This is a genomic window from Pseudanabaena sp. FACHB-2040 (assembly GCF_014696715.1).
Taxonomy (GTDB): domain Bacteria; phylum Cyanobacteriota; class Cyanobacteriia; order Phormidesmidales; family Phormidesmidaceae; genus JACVSF01.
Genome location: NZ_JACJQO010000019.1, coordinates 81264 through 97985 on the forward strand (window position 1 = coordinate 81264; position 16722 = coordinate 97985).

At 54.4% G+C, this 16722-nt stretch carries 15 protein-coding genes; 6 read left to right on the forward strand and 9 right to left on the reverse strand.

What is annotated here, in order from left to right; all coding sequences use genetic code 11:
* Positions 1–30 precede the first annotated feature (30 nt).
* Together H6G13_RS20550 and H6G13_RS20555 are read right to left on the reverse strand one after the other, a co-directional pair.
* Positions 31–2436: a GAF domain-containing protein gene (locus H6G13_RS20550; RefSeq protein WP_242028445.1), complete on the reverse strand. Its 2406-nt coding sequence runs from the start codon at positions 2434–2436 to the stop codon at positions 31–33.
* 178 nt (positions 2437–2614) lie between these two features.
* Positions 2615–3493, reverse strand: a complete 879-nt coding sequence (locus tag H6G13_RS20555) for a sugar ABC transporter permease (protein ID WP_190486314.1) — start codon at positions 3491–3493, stop codon at positions 2615–2617.
* A gap of 506 nt (positions 3494–3999) precedes the next feature.
* On the opposite strand from H6G13_RS20555, the gene H6G13_RS20560 reads away from it, so the two are divergent.
* Positions 4000–4962, forward strand: coding sequence for an NADPH:quinone reductase (locus H6G13_RS20560; protein WP_190486316.1), 963 nt, complete (start codon positions 4000–4002; stop codon positions 4960–4962).
* 81 nt (positions 4963–5043) lie between these two features.
* Entirely contained in the window at positions 5044–5766 is a 723-nt protein-coding gene (locus H6G13_RS20565; protein ID WP_190486318.1) for a TPM domain-containing protein, read from the forward strand.
* Positions 5767–5872: 106 nt separating this feature from the next.
* Here the strand turns inward: H6G13_RS20565 and H6G13_RS20570 are convergent, their stop codons facing one another.
* The 3 genes from H6G13_RS20570 to H6G13_RS20580 all read right to left on the reverse strand — a co-directional run bounded on the left by H6G13_RS20570 (position 5873) and on the right by H6G13_RS20580 (position 8374).
* Entirely contained in the window at positions 5873–6295 is a 423-nt protein-coding gene (locus tag H6G13_RS20570; RefSeq protein WP_190486320.1) for a DUF4346 domain-containing protein, read from the reverse strand.
* Positions 6296–6407: 112 nt separating this feature from the next.
* Positions 6408–7604, reverse strand: a complete 1197-nt coding sequence (locus H6G13_RS20575; protein ID WP_190486322.1) for a GNAT family N-acetyltransferase — start codon at positions 7602–7604, stop codon at positions 6408–6410.
* 107 nt (positions 7605–7711) lie between these two features.
* Complete coding sequence (locus H6G13_RS20580; protein ID WP_242028446.1) at positions 7712–8374, reverse strand: RibD family protein; 663 nt, start codon at positions 8372–8374, stop codon at positions 7712–7714.
* Positions 8375–8718: 344 nt separating this feature from the next.
* On the opposite strand from H6G13_RS20580, the gene H6G13_RS20585 reads away from it, so the two are divergent.
* Positions 8719–10806 (forward strand): ATP-binding protein, encoded by a 2088-nt coding sequence (locus H6G13_RS20585; RefSeq protein ID WP_190486327.1) that lies wholly within the window; start codon positions 8719–8721, stop codon positions 10804–10806.
* Positions 10807–10820: 14 nt separating this feature from the next.
* Here H6G13_RS20585 and H6G13_RS20590 read toward each other — a convergent pair whose 3' ends face one another.
* Together H6G13_RS20590 and fabI are read right to left on the reverse strand one after the other, a co-directional pair.
* Complete coding sequence (locus tag H6G13_RS20590; protein WP_190486329.1) at positions 10821–11018, reverse strand: hypothetical protein; 198 nt, start codon at positions 11016–11018, stop codon at positions 10821–10823.
* 380 nt (positions 11019–11398) lie between these two features.
* Entirely contained in the window at positions 11399–12175 is a 777-nt protein-coding gene (fabI, locus tag H6G13_RS20595) for an enoyl-ACP reductase FabI (protein WP_190486330.1), read from the reverse strand.
* Positions 12176–12354: 179 nt separating this feature from the next.
* Here fabI and hisA point away from each other — a divergent pair, with 179 nt between their 5' ends.
* The gene (gene hisA, locus H6G13_RS20600) at positions 12355–13128 is read left to right on the forward strand and encodes a 1-(5-phosphoribosyl)-5-[(5-phosphoribosylamino)methylideneamino]imidazole-4-carboxamide isomerase (protein ID WP_190486332.1); all 774 of its coding nucleotides are present in this window, start codon (positions 12355–12357) and stop codon (positions 13126–13128) included.
* 40 nt (positions 13129–13168) lie between these two features.
* Here hisA and H6G13_RS20605 read toward each other — a convergent pair whose 3' ends face one another.
* Positions 13169–13561, reverse strand: coding sequence for a hypothetical protein (locus H6G13_RS20605; RefSeq protein ID WP_190486334.1), 393 nt, complete (start codon positions 13559–13561; stop codon positions 13169–13171).
* A 125-nt stretch (positions 13562–13686) separates the two neighbouring features.
* Positions 13687–14034, reverse strand: a complete 348-nt coding sequence (locus H6G13_RS20610) for a hypothetical protein (protein WP_190486336.1) — start codon at positions 14032–14034, stop codon at positions 13687–13689.
* A 440-nt stretch (positions 14035–14474) separates the two neighbouring features.
* Here H6G13_RS20610 and H6G13_RS20615 point away from each other — a divergent pair, with 440 nt between their 5' ends.
* Both H6G13_RS20615 and H6G13_RS20620 read left to right on the forward strand, forming a co-directional pair.
* Entirely contained in the window at positions 14475–15449 is a 975-nt protein-coding gene (locus tag H6G13_RS20615; protein WP_190486338.1) for a heme A synthase, read from the forward strand.
* 64 nt (positions 15450–15513) lie between these two features.
* Positions 15514–16500: a heme o synthase gene (locus tag H6G13_RS20620; protein ID WP_190486340.1), complete on the forward strand. Its 987-nt coding sequence runs from the start codon at positions 15514–15516 to the stop codon at positions 16498–16500.
* The last annotated feature ends 222 nt before the right edge of the window (positions 16501–16722 follow it).

Genomic DNA, 16722 nt, shown 5'->3' on the forward strand with positions numbered 1-16722 from the left:
CTAGCGTCTTCCTTTAAGGGGCCGTTCCCCCTAGTGGCCCAGTACGCTCATTGGATGAGGGCCGAGCTGAGTCGGTAGATTGACGGTAAATGTGGTTCTTTGGTCTTGGCTTTCGACTACGATCTCGCCGCTTAGATACATCACCAGCTTTTGGACTAGGGCCAGACCTAGGCCCGTACCGCCCTGTTTCCAGGGGTCGGCGCTGGGCACTCGGTAAAACTTATCGAAGATTCGCGGTATTTCAGCGGCCGGGATTTCGGTGCCGGTATTCGTTAGCCGAAAACTCAATTGCCCCATATCGACTTCAGGCAAGGAAATCACCTCAAGGCAGATCTGCTCACCGGGCGGCGTATATTTACAGGCATTGTTGAGCAATTCGGCCAGAATTCTCTCAAGACTGGCCAAGTCGGTCTTGAGCATGGGCAAATCCTCGGACAGCACTAGGGTAAGGGACTGCTGACGGCTCTTGGCCCTTTCTCCAAACCCATTGACCAGATCCGGTAGCCACTGCGGCAGCACCACTGCTTCGGGGTAAATCGGGTGGTTGCCCACATCAAGCCGCTGCAGATCCAGCAGGTCATTGATCAGGCTGATTTCTCGCTCGCACTCTTCCTGCAAAATCAGGTAGTAGCGGGCTAGGCGAGTCTGCTCTGGCTTGGGCTTTTGTAGTTCTGCATTGAGGTCAAACTCCTGGTTTAGGGTGACGCCTAGAAGCTGCAGGGCTACCCGCATGCTGGTTACAGGCGTTCGCAGTTCGTGGGAGACAGTACTGAGAAAATCATCTTTGAGGCGATTGAGCCGCTCTAGCTCCTCTACCTGGGTCTGAGCTGCCTGGTACAGGCGGGCCTGACGAATTGCGATCGCACACTGGTTAGCCACTTGCTGCACCAGCCGGATCTCTAGCTCGTTAAAGCCGCTCTCTTTGTCTTTAATCAGCCAGAGATCGCCCAGCACTCCCCGATCATCCAAAATGGGACAGGCCAGCATCGTCACCTGCCCCCGCACCGGATTGGGCTCTTTTGAGCAAAACTGAAAATACTGCCCCTCTAAGAGCTGACGATAGACCTCAGGAAAAGCTTCCATCTGGGCCACTCGGCCCTGGTAAGAAGGCAAGGAGCGGTTGTATTCGTAGTAGATCGTAGAGGTGCCCTGCTCTAGGTCGTAAAGCGCTGTATTCGACCCCTTCACGCCCAAGGCTTCCGTGATCTCTTTAACCGCCGTCAGCATGATCTGCTTTTGATCGAGGCTGTCGCGCACCCGATCGGTAATGCGCTTGAGGGTTGCTTCAAACTCCAGAGCCGTTTGCAGCTGCTGGGTGCGTTGCGTCACCTGACACTCCAAGACAGCATTGAGCTGATGCACCTGCTGAATGAGCTTGGCCTGCTTCACAGCATTCCCAATCTGGGCCACCACCTCGTTCAACGTCTCAACTTCCCAGTCTTGCCAGGGGCGAATACTCTGACAATGATGGGCGCAAATCAGCCCGTGCAGCGTTTCTCCCTCAAAAATTGGCAGCACTAGGTAGGCCTGGATGCGGTGGTGGTGGAGCTGATTGAGATGGAGCGTGGGCAAACTAGCCGCCCCAACATCGGCAATGGCCTGAAACCGACCCGGGCGATAGTAGGTAATATCCTCTGGAATAAAACATGCCTTTTTGCGTGGCAGATTTGTCAGGGTAGGGACGTCCTCACCGAGTGACTCAGCCACAATCCCCTTGGTTTCAGCATCAAAGCTGTAGAACAGCACCCGGTCTACCTGTAGAAAGGAGCGCACCGCATTTACCGTAGTCTGCAGCAGCTGCTCTGGGCTAAAGGACTGCAGCAGGCACTGTGCGATCGCAGCCAGCAGTCGGTTGCGCTCGGACTGACGATGGAGCGTGCGTTCGGCCTCTTGGCGCTGGGTAATATCCTGCAGCGTGCTCAGCAGCAGCAGTTCCCCGTCGGCGCTGCGCATCAGCGAAGTTTTCCGCAACACGACACGCTGATAACCATCAGCGTCAGTGAAGCCAACTTCCTGCTCATAGGTCTGTCCGGTCGCTAGCACCTGTCTATCGGCCTGAAGAAAAGGCTCTGCTTCCGAAGCTGAAAGAATAACTGTCTCTGACTGACCCAGCAACTCACTCTGGGAATAGCCCATCAGCCCGCAATAAGCCTGATTGAGAAAGCACCAGCGGCCCTGCTGATCTTTGACAGAGAGGGGATCTGCGATCGCATTGAGAATGGGGTTGAGTATCAAAGACTCCTGCTGACAGTCAGGTCTCAGGTCCGGCAGCAGCACAGGCAGTATTTCAGCCGCAGCGTCTCGATCTAGAGCCTGACTCGTTGATTTGGAATTATCAAGGTCGAGAGGACTTTCGCTGGCCGACCCAGGCACCGTCAAGGGTTCAGTCAGCAGAGAAGATGCATCTGGGTGAGGCGTTGACTGATGTTGGTTCATGGGGTTGGCTAAGAAATGCCCGCAGGCTCAGGGAGATTGTCTACGTAAAGACCGCATCCTGCCGTACTCACTATGCCCAGATTTGTTAAACAATACGCATTGTCACGGGAAAGTTACGGGCAATTCTAACGATCCGTCTCCTCGAGAAAGATTTCAAAGGGGCTATTGATGCTCGCCCCTAGTCTTCGTGCCAGCCTTTCAACTGTAGGTAAACCAGAATCAACGCTAAGCCCAGCAGGAGCGTTGCAGCCGCCGCTGCGTAGCCAAAGTCAAACTGGGTAAACGCCTGCTGATAGATGTAGTAGACCAAAATATTAGTGGTATTGAGCGGCCCACCACCGGTAATCACATAAATCTGCTCAAAGCTCCTCAGAGTAAAAATAGCCGTCGTCACCATTGCAAACAGTAGAGTAGGCCGCAAACCTGGCAGAGTAATAAACCAAAACTGCTGCCAGGGATCGGCTCCATCTAGTTCAGAAGCTTCATACCGGTTCACTGGAATTGTTTGCAGCCCCGCTAAAAACACGACTAGGTTAAACCCTAGCTGCTTCCAGGCACTCAAAAGGATAATCACAGGCATGGCCCAAGTGGTGCTGCTGAGCCAAGGCACTGGTTCCCCGCCCCAGCTCAACAGCAAACTGTTCACTGGTCCATCGGTTTGAAATAGCCAGCGAAACCCCAGCCCAACAGCCACCAGCGACGTAACCGACGGAATAAAATAGGCCGTTCGCAGCAGCCCCCGCAGGGCCATGCTCTGATTTAGCAGCACCGCCAATCCTAGGGGAATCACCAGGCTAGGCACTACCGTTGCCAGCGTGAAGTAGAGCGTGTTGACAACTACCTGCCAAAAGTCAGCGTCTATCGCCAGCCTCAAATAGTTGCTTAGCCCCACCCACTGCAGCCCTGAGCGAGTAAAGCTACCTGTCGTAAAGCTCAAACCTACCAGATAGGCAATCGGCCACAGCACGAAAATACCTAGCAGCAACAGCGCTGGAGCCAGCAGCAGCCAGGCCACCCGCGCATCCTTCGTTACGTCAGTCTGGCGTCGGTCTACCATAATCAGCCCCAAACATCTGCTTTATCTTCGTACAAATTCTCGCGGCAGATCTGGCTTATTGGTAAGCAGACAAAAACAAAAAGAGCCAGGCCGTGCGAGCCTGACTCTGGACTTGTAATTGAGAGGAGAACAGCCGACACCTGATCGAGGTTGGGAAATGCTCTCTTAAATTCAGTTTAGCTTATTGATATAAATTTGCAATAGTGAATTTGAAAATTTTCCGGGACAGGAGACAGTCCCCACTAGAAGCTGAAGTTTTCAACTCCTAGACTGAATCAAGGCAATCACTAGCCTATTGAATTTGACAATACTTCTCAAATAGTCAACTCGCATTAGGGGCCTAGAAATGCAGCCCCAGCGGCTTGGAGCGGCTATAAGCAAACTAAGGAATAGCCAAAAGGGCAGCTTGAGCCATTCAGAGACAGGCGACAATCTACAAACGCCTTCAGCCAATTCCCTTTTAAGGGATCGGGTAGTAGGCTTCGCTATACAAGAGGTAGAACCCCATGAAAGCAATCCGGGTGCATCAGTTTGGTGGCCCTGAGGTGATGGAGTTGGAAGACGTTCCCACTCCCAAACTAGAAGCGGGTCAGGTGCTCGTTCGAGTTGAGGCAGCCGGAGTCAATCCTGTAGACACTTACATTCGGGCCGGCAGCTATGCCCGCAGGCCAGAGCTGCCGTTTACACCCGGTATCGACGGCGCTGGAACGGTAGCTGGTGTAGGCACAGGGGTTAGCGGCATTGAGGTCGGAGCGCGGGTTTATGGCGGTTGGCCCAGTAGCGGCACCTATGCGGAAATGGCGATCTATCCTGCAGAGCAAATCTATCCCCTGCCGCCGCAGATTTCCTTTCAGCAGGGCGCAGGGATCTTTGTGCCCTACTCTACCGCTCACCGCGCCCTGTTTTCTAAGGGGCAGGCTCAGTCGGGAGAGACCGTCTTGGTGCATGGAGCCACGGGCAGCGTAGGGCTGGCCGCAACTCAGCTAGCCGTCGCTGCTGGAATGCGGGTGCTCGGTACCGGAGGCACTCCCGAAGGTCGCAGCCTGGTTTTGGATCAGGGGGCCAGCCAGGTTTTTGATCATCACAGTCCAGATTATCCGGCCGAAATTTTAGCTGCCACTGCAGGCCGAGGGGTGGACGTAATTCTAGAGATGCTGGCTAATGTCAACCTGGAGCAAGATCTGAATCTAGTCGCCTCCTATGGTCGAATTGTGGTGATCGGCAGCCGAGGCTCCCTCGAAATCAACCCAAGAGCGGTCATGAGCAAGGAGTCAATTGTGACGGGGCTGACCCTGTTTAATACCCGCCCAGAAGACTTAACCCAAATTCAGAAAGCCCTCCAAATCGGCTTGCAGGACGGCACTTTGAGGCCCGTTATCAATCGAGAGTTTTCTTTGGCAGAGGCCAATCAGGCGCACCGCTGGTTACTTCAGCCGGGAGCACAGGGGAATCTGGTCTTAATACTCTAGCGATCCCGTCTGTCCCGTATATTGAAGGAAGGGAAATTCGGCCCTGTCAGGTCGTTTCCTGATTACCCTGGAGTCCCAGCCATGAAGATTCCCTATTTATCTATTGCTGCTATGCTGCGGCCCGTTCTCATTCTTATAGTTACCCTTGTAGCCGCCTTTGGCTTTTTTGGAGCGCCCGCTAACGCGATCGCAACCTATCAGTTGCCTACGGTCGCAGCTGGAGACACCACCTGGATTGTGGATGACGCCAATTTGATCAGCCGCCTGAACGAGGGCAAGATTAGCGATCGCTTAAGCAAACTTGCTAAAGAAACCGGCAGCGAAGTTCGCCTAGTCACCATCCACCATTTTGACTATGGCGAAACTGCTCAGAGCTTTACAGACCAACTATTTGAGCAGTGGTTTCCTAATGCCGAGGCGCAGGCTAATCAAACTTTGCTGGTGCTCGATGAGGTCAGCAAGACCGTCGGTATTCGAGTAGGTCCAATCGTTGGGGAGCAACTCACCCCTGATATTGCCACTAGCGTGGCTCAGGAAACGGTGCTGGTACCGCTGCTGGAGGGAGACAAGTATAACGAGTCTTTTTTAGAGGCCACAGACCGACTGATAGCGGTGCTCTCGGGGCAGCCTGATCCTGGTCCCCCGGCTTTTGATGATGCCTATGACGCAGAGAGCACCTTTGCCAGCGCCCAAGAAACCACCGAAAACCGCAGTAACTACACGGTAATCGTTGTCGTGCTGCTGCTGCTGGCGACGGTGATTCCGATGGCGACGTATTTCTTTTATGTGGGGTTTGGCAACTAGCGATTAAGGCATAAGGGGGAGGGCAGGGAGCAGAAGGGAAAAGGCTTCTGGCTGACTGTCCTCTCCATGCTAGGTTGACCCGTCTTGAGATTGAGCCCGAACGAAGCTAATCCTGGATGTAGTCTGCTCCGGAGATGAGGGCTATCTCGGCTCGGACAAACTCTCGGCCCAGGTAAGCGGCGTGGTCGAGAAAGCGAATGGGGCAGGGGCTGTCTGCATTTTCAAAGATGGCAATACAGAGTTCTTTTGCAGTTCGCCCGGTGTAAAGGCGGCTGGCAGCGCGCTCGACCTTGCCTCGCGTGGGCAGAGGCTTGCCGGTCGCTGGGTCGCAGGCTAATCCTTTGTCGTTGATAAAATTGGTAAAGTGCTTGGCGCAAATGAGGCCTTGCTCTCGGTCCAGATAAATTAGGAAATAGCCGTCGGGATCAAGCTCAATGAAGCGTTTAGAGAGCTTGTCGTCAAGCGTTTTTAGGGCATGTGCACTCACGGGCTGAGGTGCCGTATCTTTTGTCGCTGTATTTTCTGTCATAGCGTCAGTAGACCAGTTCGGTGGGGGAGTAATTTGTCCAGGTAAAGCTGAGGCAGTCAGTTTAACTGAGCTGCCGGGTTACCTGGAGTAAATCAACCGCAGATCCCTCATTCTAGCCTGGTTCTTCAATGCTCTGAGTGGCCTGTTTTAGGGGTAGGTCGGCATTAATAGCTTCGATCTCTCGCTGCTCCATCTCGTTTACCTCATCTATATAGGCACCGAGAATCTTTTGCAGACGGGGTTCGTAGAAACGGTGGAGGCTGTAGTTGGGTGTGGCTGGAAAGCCGCGCCGTTTTTTGTGCCGCCCGCCAGCCCCCGGATCAAACATCGTGATTCCGTGCTCAATACCCCACTCAATAGGGGCGTAGTAGCAAGCATTGAAGTGTAGGTGGTTGTACTCTTCTTGGCAGCCCCAGTAGCGGCCATAGAGCCGATCGCCTTTAGTCAGGCAGATAGACATGCCAACAGGGGCATTGTTGTCTTCGCTATAGGCGGCAAAGAGCACAACTCGGTGCTGATAGTCGGGGTATAGCTGCTCAAAAAACTTTCGGGTCAGGTATTTGCTGCCCCACCAACCAAATTTGTCGCAGGTGTCGCTGTAGAAGTCGTACATCTGACTGCACAGGTTGCGAGACAGTGCTTCTCCCGTAATCACCTCCAGCCGCAGGTTCCCCTTCTCTAAGGACTTGCGCTCGCGCTTAATGTTGCGCCGCTGGTTGGCGTTGAAGACATTGAGGTAGTCATCAAACGTTTGAAAGCCCTGGCTTTGCCAAATATAGCTGTGGTGTAACCACTTGCGAAAACCTAGAGCCTCCATCTGTAGCCGCCAGTCGGGATCGACGTAGAGAAAGTGGCAGCCAGAGATGCGGTTGCGATCGCAAAACTCATCAATTGCCCGCACCATTAGCGCCGTGATTGCGGCCTCGTCTTCTGTCGGCGCAATCAGAAAGCGATAGCCCTCAGCTGGAGTAAAGGGCGACATACCTAGCAGCTTGGGATAGTAGCTTACTCCCAGTCGCTCAGCTAAGTCGGCCCACTGGTGATCAAAGACAAATTCGCCGTAGCTGTGCCCCTTGAGATACAGGGGGGCAGCTCCCACGAGAGTGCGATCGCGCCAAACCGTGAGATGAGTTGGCAACCAGCCAGCATTAGCTCCGGTGCTGCCCGACCGCTCCATGTTGTGCAGCCAGGCCCACTCCAAAAAAGGGGTTTTTAGGGGAAGCGCCAGCGCATCCCAGACAGGCTGCGGAATTTCCTCAACATGCCGGATCCAGGCAACCTCATACCGAGCCTTGGGGGCTTGAACCATAGGATGGGGCTACTGATACTGAATGACAAAAAATGATGCGAGTAGAAATGCGCTCAGAAAGCCCTACCAGCAAGTGGCAGGCCATTATTCTCTAGCGTAAATGAATTCTACTGTGGCTGCAGAGATTCGGGCCGAAAGCGGTAATGCAAAAAGATCTCCTGCCCTTCGCTGCGGCAGGAGATCAGCTCTAGGCGCGGTGCCACCTCCGCCCCAAAGCCTAGGCCATCTACCGGAGTCGGGGCCGCCGCCCCGCCCAACACCACCGGACACACCGTCAACACCAGATCTTTTATCAAACCCTGAGCGATCAGCTCCGCGACCAGTCGCCCGCCCCCGAGCACAGCCAAGCGACGAATCCCGCTAGACACCAGTTGGGCCAAAGCCAAAGACCAGTCCCAGTCAGAAGCCGTTCCCGGCAACGCCCAAATCGAATCAAACCCTGCTTGTTGCTGCCAGCGCTCCCCTCCAGACTCAGTCGTCAATAAGCCCCTAGGCACCGCTTGGCGAAAAAATCGGCAGTCTGGGTCAAGGTGGCCCGAGGGTGACCAGACAATATGAATCGGCTGATCGCTCTGGCCCCGCTGGCGACGCTGTTCGATCAGAGCAGGCTGACGTACCGGCAAAGTCGTTCCGTAGGCCCGCAGAGTACCCCCACCGACTAGCACCGCGTCTGCCTCAGCAATATGGGCCTCTAGATGAGCTAGGTCGGCTTTAGAGGAGAATCGGGCGGCAGTGCGGCGAAAGTCGGCGATTTTTCCGTCTGCACTCATTGCGAGAATTACGGTGCTGTGAAGTAACGAAAGATATGTGTCGGCAGAGAACATTCTCGGAGATAGGATAGGGGATAATATGTCTTGATTTTTAGCGCCCCTTAACAGTTGACTGAAACCTATTGTTGAGGGCTCAGCGTTTCTATCAATACAATCGTGAATCAGTGCTCTAGGTCAACGGCCCTAAGGAGGCTGACTCAGGCTTGAGAGATGGAGTATTCTAAGCTACTAACCCCTTCTTTAAGCGCCTTAACTGCCCAGGTTGTTATCGGCAACCCCTGAGGTTCTTCTGCAATTGCTGGGTTCTGTCAGTGCTTGGCTCCCGCCTCACCCCAATCTACCCAATGCCGCGCTCCCGCCCCCCCTCCTTTCGTAGAATTCTGGTACTGCGCATTTTGCTGCTCAGCATCCCCATATTGCTGATCGGGCAGTACGTTACTATTCGCAAAGCTCGCACCAGCCTGCTCGAAACTGCCCGCCAAAATCTGGCCAGTAGTGCCGTTCAAAAAGGAGTCAACCTCAGTCGCGACATCCGCTTCCTGCAAACCGGTCTGCAGGCGCTCTCTCAAACTCGCGTGCTGCAAACCGCTCCCCAGGACGAAGTCAGCGAGTTTCTAAGCAGTCAGGTGAAGCAGGTTCCTTACTTTATCGACTGCCTGCAGTTGACTGATGGCGTCAACGGTGCGATCGCATTTAGCACCTGTAGCAACTCCCTATTTCCCAGCAACATTAACCCTGCCTGGATCTTTCAAAGCACGGCTTCGCCTCAGGCCGACGAAGCTGACTTCAGGCTGCTATACGCCGGTCTATCCGGTCAAGAAACTACCACCACCGCCAGATCAGCTGCTGAGCAGGCCGTCACCGGGACTGCCTTAGCTAACAGCTCAGCGCGGCTAGACGTAGTTCTAGCCGCGCCTGTCTATGCCCCTGAGGGTAACCTGCGCTACACCCTAACCTTGCGGGCCAGGCTCTCTCAAACCGACACCACAGGCCCCGGGTTCTTGGCAGGCGACATGGTGATCATTGCCCCCAACGGGGTAATCATGAGCCACCCCGACCAGCAACAAATCGGCAAGTCGATCAACGACAGCAAAGACGCTGACCGGCTCAATAGCATTGTCAGAAATGTGCAGTCAGGCCGCAGCAGCACTATACATCTGTTCAATCTGTTACCGTCAGGCGAAGAGTGGTTAGCAGGCTATACCGGCGTAGATATTCCCATCAGCCTACAAGAAACAGAGCGCTGGTCTGTCCTAGCAGTGACACCGCTAGACTATGCCCTGCACGGCTTAGAAGATGTTCGCAATAGCCTCATTGTTTTAACGCTTGGACTACTAGCTGCCAATGTTTTTCTGGCCCTGATCGTAGCCCGTAGCCTCTCTTTGCCAATCGAGAAACTCAGCAGCTACGCACAGCAAGTCCAAGATTTATCCCACTTAAAAGAAGCGCCGCGAGACTTTCGAGTTAGAGAGTTGCAAAACCTGGCTAATATCTTTGCCAACATGATGAAACGGCTGGAGGAGCGAGCCCAGGAACTCAGACATGCCTGGCAAGATGCCCAAATCGCCAATCAGCTCAAAAGCGAGTTTCTAGCCAATACTTCTCACGAACTTAGAACCCCGCTCAACGCCATCATCGGCTGTATCCGGCTAGTCAAAGACGACTGCTGCGACTCTCGGGAAGAGGAACTAGAGTTTCTAGATCGGGCAGACCACGCCGCCATGCATCTGCTGCGAATTATCAATGACATTCTAGATATCGCCAAGATCGAATCTGGCACCCTGGCCCTAAAACCCGAAGTTTCTGATCTGCGGCAGATCCTTCAAGAAGTTGTCGATCTGCAGAGCATTCATCTCCAGCAAAAAAATCTGAACCTCAAGCATTCAGAATTAAGCTCACCCGTTTGGATTTTGGCAGATCGGGCCAAGCTAAAGCAGGTGCTGCTAAATATCATCTACAACGCAATTAAATTCACTGAACAAGGCCAGATTAGCATCGACATTCTGGTGCAGCTAGACACAGAATCTACTGCTGAGCCAGCAGCTAAGGTCAGTCCAATCAAGGTTGAAATTCCTACACCTCGGGCCTTAATCACCATTTCAGATACGGGGATTGGCATAGACCCCCAGCATCAGCATCGGCTCTTTCGGCCTTTCGTCATGATAGATGGCTCAACAACCCGTCAGTTTGAGGGAACCGGGCTAGGACTGGCCATCTCCAAAAATTTCATGGACTTGATGGGCGGCAGCATTCATCTCCACAGTGAAGGGATTGGTAAAGGCACTACTGTGGTGTTGGCGCTACCCCTAGCTCCTGCGCCCGAAACCGTTGGCGCTAGACGCTTAGATGAAGATGCTGGGCCTTCCAAGACAGCCTCAACCTCACCTAAGTCTTTAGCAGCCAGCACCAACACGCAAATGTCTGACCTTTAAGACAGGCTGTTTGTCTATCGATGGCCAACAGTCAAGCTAGCAGCAAACTCATCTCGAACTTGAGTCCATATCTCCTGCAAATGCTCTACTCCCCGGATCGAGAGGCCAAGACCCTGGCTAGAGTGGGGCAGGCTATCAGCCAACAGAATGGTCACTGTAACCGCAAGAATAAGGCGTTCCCATTTGATATCAGACAGTCCTGGGCAAAACATAATGCTGCTCCTGTATGAGGGGACAGGGATTTAATTCGCAGCAGGCTGAGAGAAAGCATGGGCACCCATAAGGTAAGCCGATGAAGAGACACCTAGGATCCTCCAGCCACTTTTAGTGTGGATTCAAAAATCTACCGTGCCTTCAGAACGCCTGCTATCCCCTGACTTGAGAACCAGATTAGTCAGCAAAAGGGACTTTTTAGAGAACGACGCTAGACCCCCACAGCAACCTGCAGGAGCCTGACCGAATTTATAGCTTCACTATTCAACCCATCATCTAGCCATGGAAAATTAAGGAACTGACCTAACCCATGCCTGCCCTGCCCTGCAGCAACGCCGTGGTTCACTCCCTCAGGAGTCACCTCACGGTTGGAGTTAGCTCACATACCCATGATCTCGTAGCCAGCATCGACATAGAGAATCTGCCCGGTCACACCGCTAGATAAGTCGCTGCAGAGAAAGGCCGCCGTGTTGCCGACCTCAGTTTGGGTGACAGTGCGGCGCAGCGGAGCTACTTCTTCAACGTGGTGGATCATATCGAGGATGCCGCCGACAGCAGAGGAGGCCAGCGTACGAATGGGGCCAGCGGAGATGCCATTTACTCGAATATTGTTAGGCCCTAGCTCTGCAGCTAGGTACTTAACGTTCATCTCTAGGGCTGCCTTGGCAATACCCATAACGTTGTAGTTGGGAACAACCCGAACCCCACCTAGGTAGGTCAGGGTGACAATGCTGCCGCCTTCGCTCATTAGCGGCTTGGCTCCTTTAGCCAGGCTCAGCAGAGAGTAGGCGCTGATGTCGAGGGCTAGCTGAAAGCCGTCGCGGGAAGTGTTGCTGAAGTCTCCAGTGAGGTCATCGCGGCTGGCAAAGGCTAGGCAGTGGATCAAAATGTCCAGCTTGCCCCACTTGTCTTGAATGGTGCTAAAAACCTGACTGACCTGCTCATCGTTCTGCACGTTGCAGGGCAGGAATAGGGAGGGATTAAGAGGCGATACCAGGTCTTCGACCTTTTTCTCCATCTTGCCCTTCTCATCCGGCAGGTAGGTAATGCCTAGATTGGCTCCTGCCTTGTGTAGCTGTTGGGCAATGCCCCAGGCGATGGAGCGGTTGTTGGCGATTCCCGTTACCAGAGCATTTTTTCCCGTCAGGTCTAACATAGCCATCCCTAATCAAGCGCATTTAGGAGCATACGGGAAATCGGCTCCAGTGGGTAGGGGTAGAGCAGGAGAAGAACTTAGGGAGCGAACTGACAAGTGAGTGTCTGTGCGATCAGTGTCTGTGCGATCGCAAACCCTAGCTGTAAAATGAAACTTTTGTCCCGCATTCCCCGTTCATCATGGAAGTGATCCCCGCGATTGACCTGCTAGAGGGCCGCTGTGTGCGCCTGTACCAGGGTGACTATGACCAGTCTGAGGTGTTTAACGAAGACCCGGTTGCAGTCGCCCGAGATTGGGTGGCTCAGGGTGCGACGCGGCTGCACTTGGTTGATCTAGATGGCGCTAAGGCAGGCCGACCAGAGAACTGGCAGGCTATTCAGTCAATTGTTGAGGCTGTTGAGGTGCCGATCGAAGTTGGCGGCGGTTTGCGAGACCGGCAGCGTGTAGCAGAGCTATTTGCTCTAGGGGTGCGCTATGCCATCCTCGGGACTGCTGCCGTCGAGAATCCAGACTTGGTGAACGAACTGAGCCGAGAATTTCCGGGCCAGGTAATTGTCGGCATTGATGCCCGAGACGGCAAGGTCGCGACGCGAGGCTGGCTAGAAACTTCAGAAGTAGAAGCCATAGAGCTAGCCCAGCGCATGGCTCAGATGGGCGCTGCCGCTATTGTTTACACTGATATTCAGCGCGACGGTACGCTCACAGGCCCCAATTTGGATGCTCTGCGGCAGATGGCCAAGGCTATCGACATTCCGGTGATCGCCTCTGGCGGAGTGAGCGCCGTTACCGATTTGCTGAGCCTGCTGGCGCTAGAGCCACTGGGCGTGACCGGGGTGATTGTCGGCCGCGCCCTCTACACCGGAGATGTCAGCCTTAAAGAAGCGCTGCGAGCAGTGGGGCCGGGTCGCTGGCAAGACGTACCGCCCAGCTCTGACTTCTCTACTTTCGCCTGAGCTGACCGAGTTGACCAAGCAGGCCAAGGTCGGGGAGCGCCTAACCCTGGCCGTTTTGCTGCTTCAGCGCCTCGATTTCCCGGCGGATGTCGGCCAGTTGACGGGTCAGATCCTCTAGATCGGGCTGAATTGAGGGATCGCTAATCGGCGTGGCGACGGTATAGACCGTGCGAGACTGGGTTGAGGTGCTGCTCTGGCTAAACGGGTTGGGCATCTGAGTTAGCATACCGTCTACAAATTGACGGGCTTCCTGCTCGGTCACTGCCCCCTTAGCCTCTAATTCTTCCGTGATGCGATTGACGTCTGTACCCATTTCAGAAAATTTGCGGGTAGAGCCCTGGGGATCTTGAATGGCCTCGATTAGAGAAGCCGTTGCGCCCAGGGTCAGGCGAAAGCCTTTTTGTAGGGTTTCGGTCAGGAGATCGGAGTTCATAGAACTGCTGTAGCACCTTTGAAGAACGGCTGGGTTGACAGTTCAACGGAGACACTAGAAACAGCTACTCACTAAACTCCCAACCCGTGACTCGATTCTACCGTGAGCGCATCGTCTCTGTCGTGCTAGGCGAACTGTTCTAGATAGGTATTGAGATCTTCGATGACTCGCGTGAGTTCAGCTTCAGTGGTCAGACGAATGCGGTCATCGCGTAGGGTAACAAGCACTTTGGCAGCAAAGGGGCTAGGCCAAATATTGGGATTGCAAAAGATTTCTAGAAACACTTCGCCCGTATGTTGATACTCCATAGCCGACTCAGGGCTGCGAGCACTTCCCCCGCCTGAGCGAGCCGCCACGGCTTTAAGGTTCGCCATGAGCGTGTTGATTTCAGCTTTCAAAGCTTGGGCAGCCTCTGGGGAAAAGTTGAATCGAACAGACCCTTCAATCAGATTTAAGGTGATCTGTGAAGCCATGCTTTGCTTGATGTAACGCCGCCTTTCATTCTGCCACTGCAGGGTTTTTACCCCGCACCAAAATTCTTTCTCCCTGTGTCCCTGCGTCTCCGTGTCTCCTCTTCTCCGCCTCAGCCGTACTCCCCGCTCACCAAGCAGGCTCAATCGGGCAGAAATCCCACAAAGTCACGAAATATTTCTAGTATTTAACTACGGCTACAAACTATTTCGTAAATTTCGCATCAATTCTCGCTTCAGTTCGCTTGAGATTCCGAAGAAAATCCTAAAGCTCGGCCAGTTGCCGGTTCTCCGTCTCTAAAGTAGTAGGCAACAGTGATACCCGTCATGGTTGAAGTGTTGAGGTCTGCTAAAGCAGAACTGGCTAAATCGAAACGTTTTGTAAACCGCTTGGTAAAACGTTCTGTGAATGGCGGGGCTGTTTGTCTACCTTGTGAGGCCGCATGTCTGCCCAAACATCATCTCTACTCAAGCCCTGGTTAGGGCGTCTTGCCTGGCCCCCAGCCTCTTCCGAGTCCACTCCGGTAGATCGTATTCGTCGGCTCGTTTGGAAAATTGCGATCGCAACCCTAGCCCTCATGGCCGTTGGCAGCGCCACTCGAGTCATGAACGCAGGGTTGGCCTGCCCCGACTGGCCCCTCTGCTACGGCCAGCTAGTGCCCAAGCAGCAGATGAACCTGCAGGTTTTTCTAGAGTGGTTCCACCGGCTTGATGCATCGCTCATTGGCCTCTCGACCCTTTGGCTCGTGAGTCTTAGCCTGTGGCATCGCAAACAGATTCCAGCCTGGTTGCCCTGGGCTGCTGTAGGGGCATTTTCTCTGATTGTGTTTCAAGGTGTGCTGGGAGGGCTGACCGTTACAGAAATGCTCCGGTTTGATATCGTCACCGCCCACCTAGGTACCGCGCTCCTGTTTTTCACCACGCTGCTGATTATTGGCACCACCCTGCTGCCCTACCGCGGCACCGGCACTGTAGGCAAGCTGCCTTGGCTGGGCTTAGTCGCCGCTCTGCTGGTTTATGGCCAGTGTCTGCTGGGGGGCTTGGTCGGTTCCCGCTGGGCAGCCCACCAGTGTTTCGGTGCGGCTGAGCTGTGCAGCGTCATGAACAGCCATATCGTAGGCGTCGTGCCGCCCACTATCGCAACGCTGGCGGTAGTGCTGATTAGCTGGCGCACCCCTGCCCTGCATCCTTACCTGCGACGGTTAGCCAATGTGGCTGGTGCCTGCCTGGTGTTTCAGATTGTGCTGGGGATCGCTACGTTCCGCCTGCACCTGCAAGTTGAGCCATTGACCGTGGCCCACCATACCCTGGGAGCAGCCCTCATGGGCACGCTGGTGTGCTTTACCGTCTTGGCGCTACGAGATGCTGCCCTAGTTAGAGCCCTGCCTGAGCAGCCCATCTCCCTCGCCACTGAATAACCTTCGCTTCGTTTTCCCGTGCTGATCGCGCAGCACAGCCAATGCTTTAAGGAAATACCCCTGCATGAATCAATCCACCACCTGGAATGGAGCCACTCGCCACCACGACAGCCTCTGGCAGGTGATCCGCAGTTACTGGCAGCTGACCAAGCCCCGCATCATCCCGCTGCTTCTAATTGAAACTGCGGCCAGCATGCTCGTTGCTGCCCACGGCAGAGTCAACCCTGGGGTGCTGCTGGTAACGCTGCTCACTGGCGCTCTGGCCGCTGCTTCAGCCCAGACGATCAACTGCATCTACGACCGGGACATTGACTTCGACATGGAGCGCACCCGGCACCGTCCCTTGCCCTCGGGCCGCATCCAAATTCGAGATGCCCTGCTGTTTGCCGCTGTTCTGGCAGTGCTCTCTTTTACCCTGCAAACCGTATTTGCCAACCTGCTCAGTGCCAGCCTATCGATGGTCGGGATCGCCGTTTACGTCGGGGTCTACACCCACTGGCTGAAGCGGTCATCCCCTCAAAATATCGTCATTGGTGGAGCCGCCGGAGCCATTCCGCCGCTGGTCGGTTGGGCAGCGGTAACAGGTGAGCTAAGCTGGGCCGCCTGGCTCTTCTTCGCCATTGTCTTCATCTGGACACCGCCCCACTTCTGGGGTCTGGCCATGCTGATCCAGGATGACTACGCCAAAGTGAATGTGCCTATGATGCCGGTCGTCGTCGGGGATGAGGCCACTGCCAAGCAGATCTGGTACTACACCCTAGTGCTGATCCCGCTGACCCTGATGATGACCTACCCCTTGGGTGCAACCGGCGCTTTGTACGCTGGAATTGCGATCGCACTTGGCTGGTTCTTCTTGAAAAAAGCCTGGGCCCTACTCCAGTCCCCCTCTGATCGGGATCTCGCCAAAGACCTGTTCAAGTACTCAATTTTCTACATGATGCTGCTCTCAGCAGGCATGGTGATCGACAGCCTGCCTCTCACCCACGACCTGATGACAGCCCTTACCGGCACCTTCGAAACCCTCGCCAGCGCTCTACCCCAACTGGGCTAGAGCAACCTGCCCTTCGATTGAAAGACAAGTCAGGATACTGCCCTTACAGTTTCCCGCATCCACTCATCCACTCCCCCACCCATTCACCTCCCAGCCCTGTGGTCAAAACCTAGGGCTTTTTGCCGCTTCCCTTTTCCCCACCCCCTGCTCCCCACTCACAAATCTCTCCCCTACCACCGACCTGGGGATCAGGTTTTGTAGAATAAAGTTGTGTAACGTTCA

Bases quoted from the DNA above. Each gene is read 5' to 3' on its own strand.
- H6G13_RS20580 (WP_242028446.1), bottom strand. From the start codon at position 8,374: ATGAGTGCAGACGGAAAAATCGCCGACTTTCGCCGCACTGCCGCCCGA.
- H6G13_RS20620 (WP_190486340.1), top strand. From the start codon at position 15,514: ATGAATCAATCCACCACCTGGAATGGAGCCACTCGCCACCACGACAGC.
- H6G13_RS20550 (WP_242028445.1), bottom strand. From the start codon at position 2,436: ATGAACCAACATCAGTCAACGCCTCACCCAGATGCATCTTCTCTGCTG.
- fabI (WP_190486330.1), bottom strand. From the start codon at position 12,175: ATGTTAGACCTGACGGGAAAAAATGCTCTGGTAACGGGAATCGCCAAC.
- H6G13_RS20590 (WP_190486329.1), bottom strand. From the start codon at position 11,018: ATGTTTTGCCCAGGACTGTCTGATATCAAATGGGAACGCCTTATTCTT.
- H6G13_RS20605 (WP_190486334.1), bottom strand. From the start codon at position 13,561: ATGAACTCCGATCTCCTGACCGAAACCCTACAAAAAGGCTTTCGCCTG.
- H6G13_RS20560 (WP_190486316.1), top strand. From the start codon at position 4,000: ATGAAAGCAATCCGGGTGCATCAGTTTGGTGGCCCTGAGGTGATGGAG.
- hisA (WP_190486332.1), top strand. From the start codon at position 12,355: ATGGAAGTGATCCCCGCGATTGACCTGCTAGAGGGCCGCTGTGTGCGC.
- H6G13_RS20615 (WP_190486338.1), top strand. From the start codon at position 14,475: ATGTCTGCCCAAACATCATCTCTACTCAAGCCCTGGTTAGGGCGTCTT.
- H6G13_RS20585 (WP_190486327.1), top strand. From the start codon at position 8,719: ATGCCGCGCTCCCGCCCCCCCTCCTTTCGTAGAATTCTGGTACTGCGC.
- H6G13_RS20570 (WP_190486320.1), bottom strand. From the start codon at position 6,295: ATGACAGAAAATACAGCGACAAAAGATACGGCACCTCAGCCCGTGAGT.
- H6G13_RS20555 (WP_190486314.1), bottom strand. From the start codon at position 3,493: ATGGTAGACCGACGCCAGACTGACGTAACGAAGGATGCGCGGGTGGCC.
- H6G13_RS20575 (WP_190486322.1), bottom strand. From the start codon at position 7,604: ATGGTTCAAGCCCCCAAGGCTCGGTATGAGGTTGCCTGGATCCGGCAT.
- H6G13_RS20565 (WP_190486318.1), top strand. From the start codon at position 5,044: ATGAAGATTCCCTATTTATCTATTGCTGCTATGCTGCGGCCCGTTCTC.
- H6G13_RS20610 (WP_190486336.1), bottom strand. From the start codon at position 14,034: ATGGCTTCACAGATCACCTTAAATCTGATTGAAGGGTCTGTTCGATTC.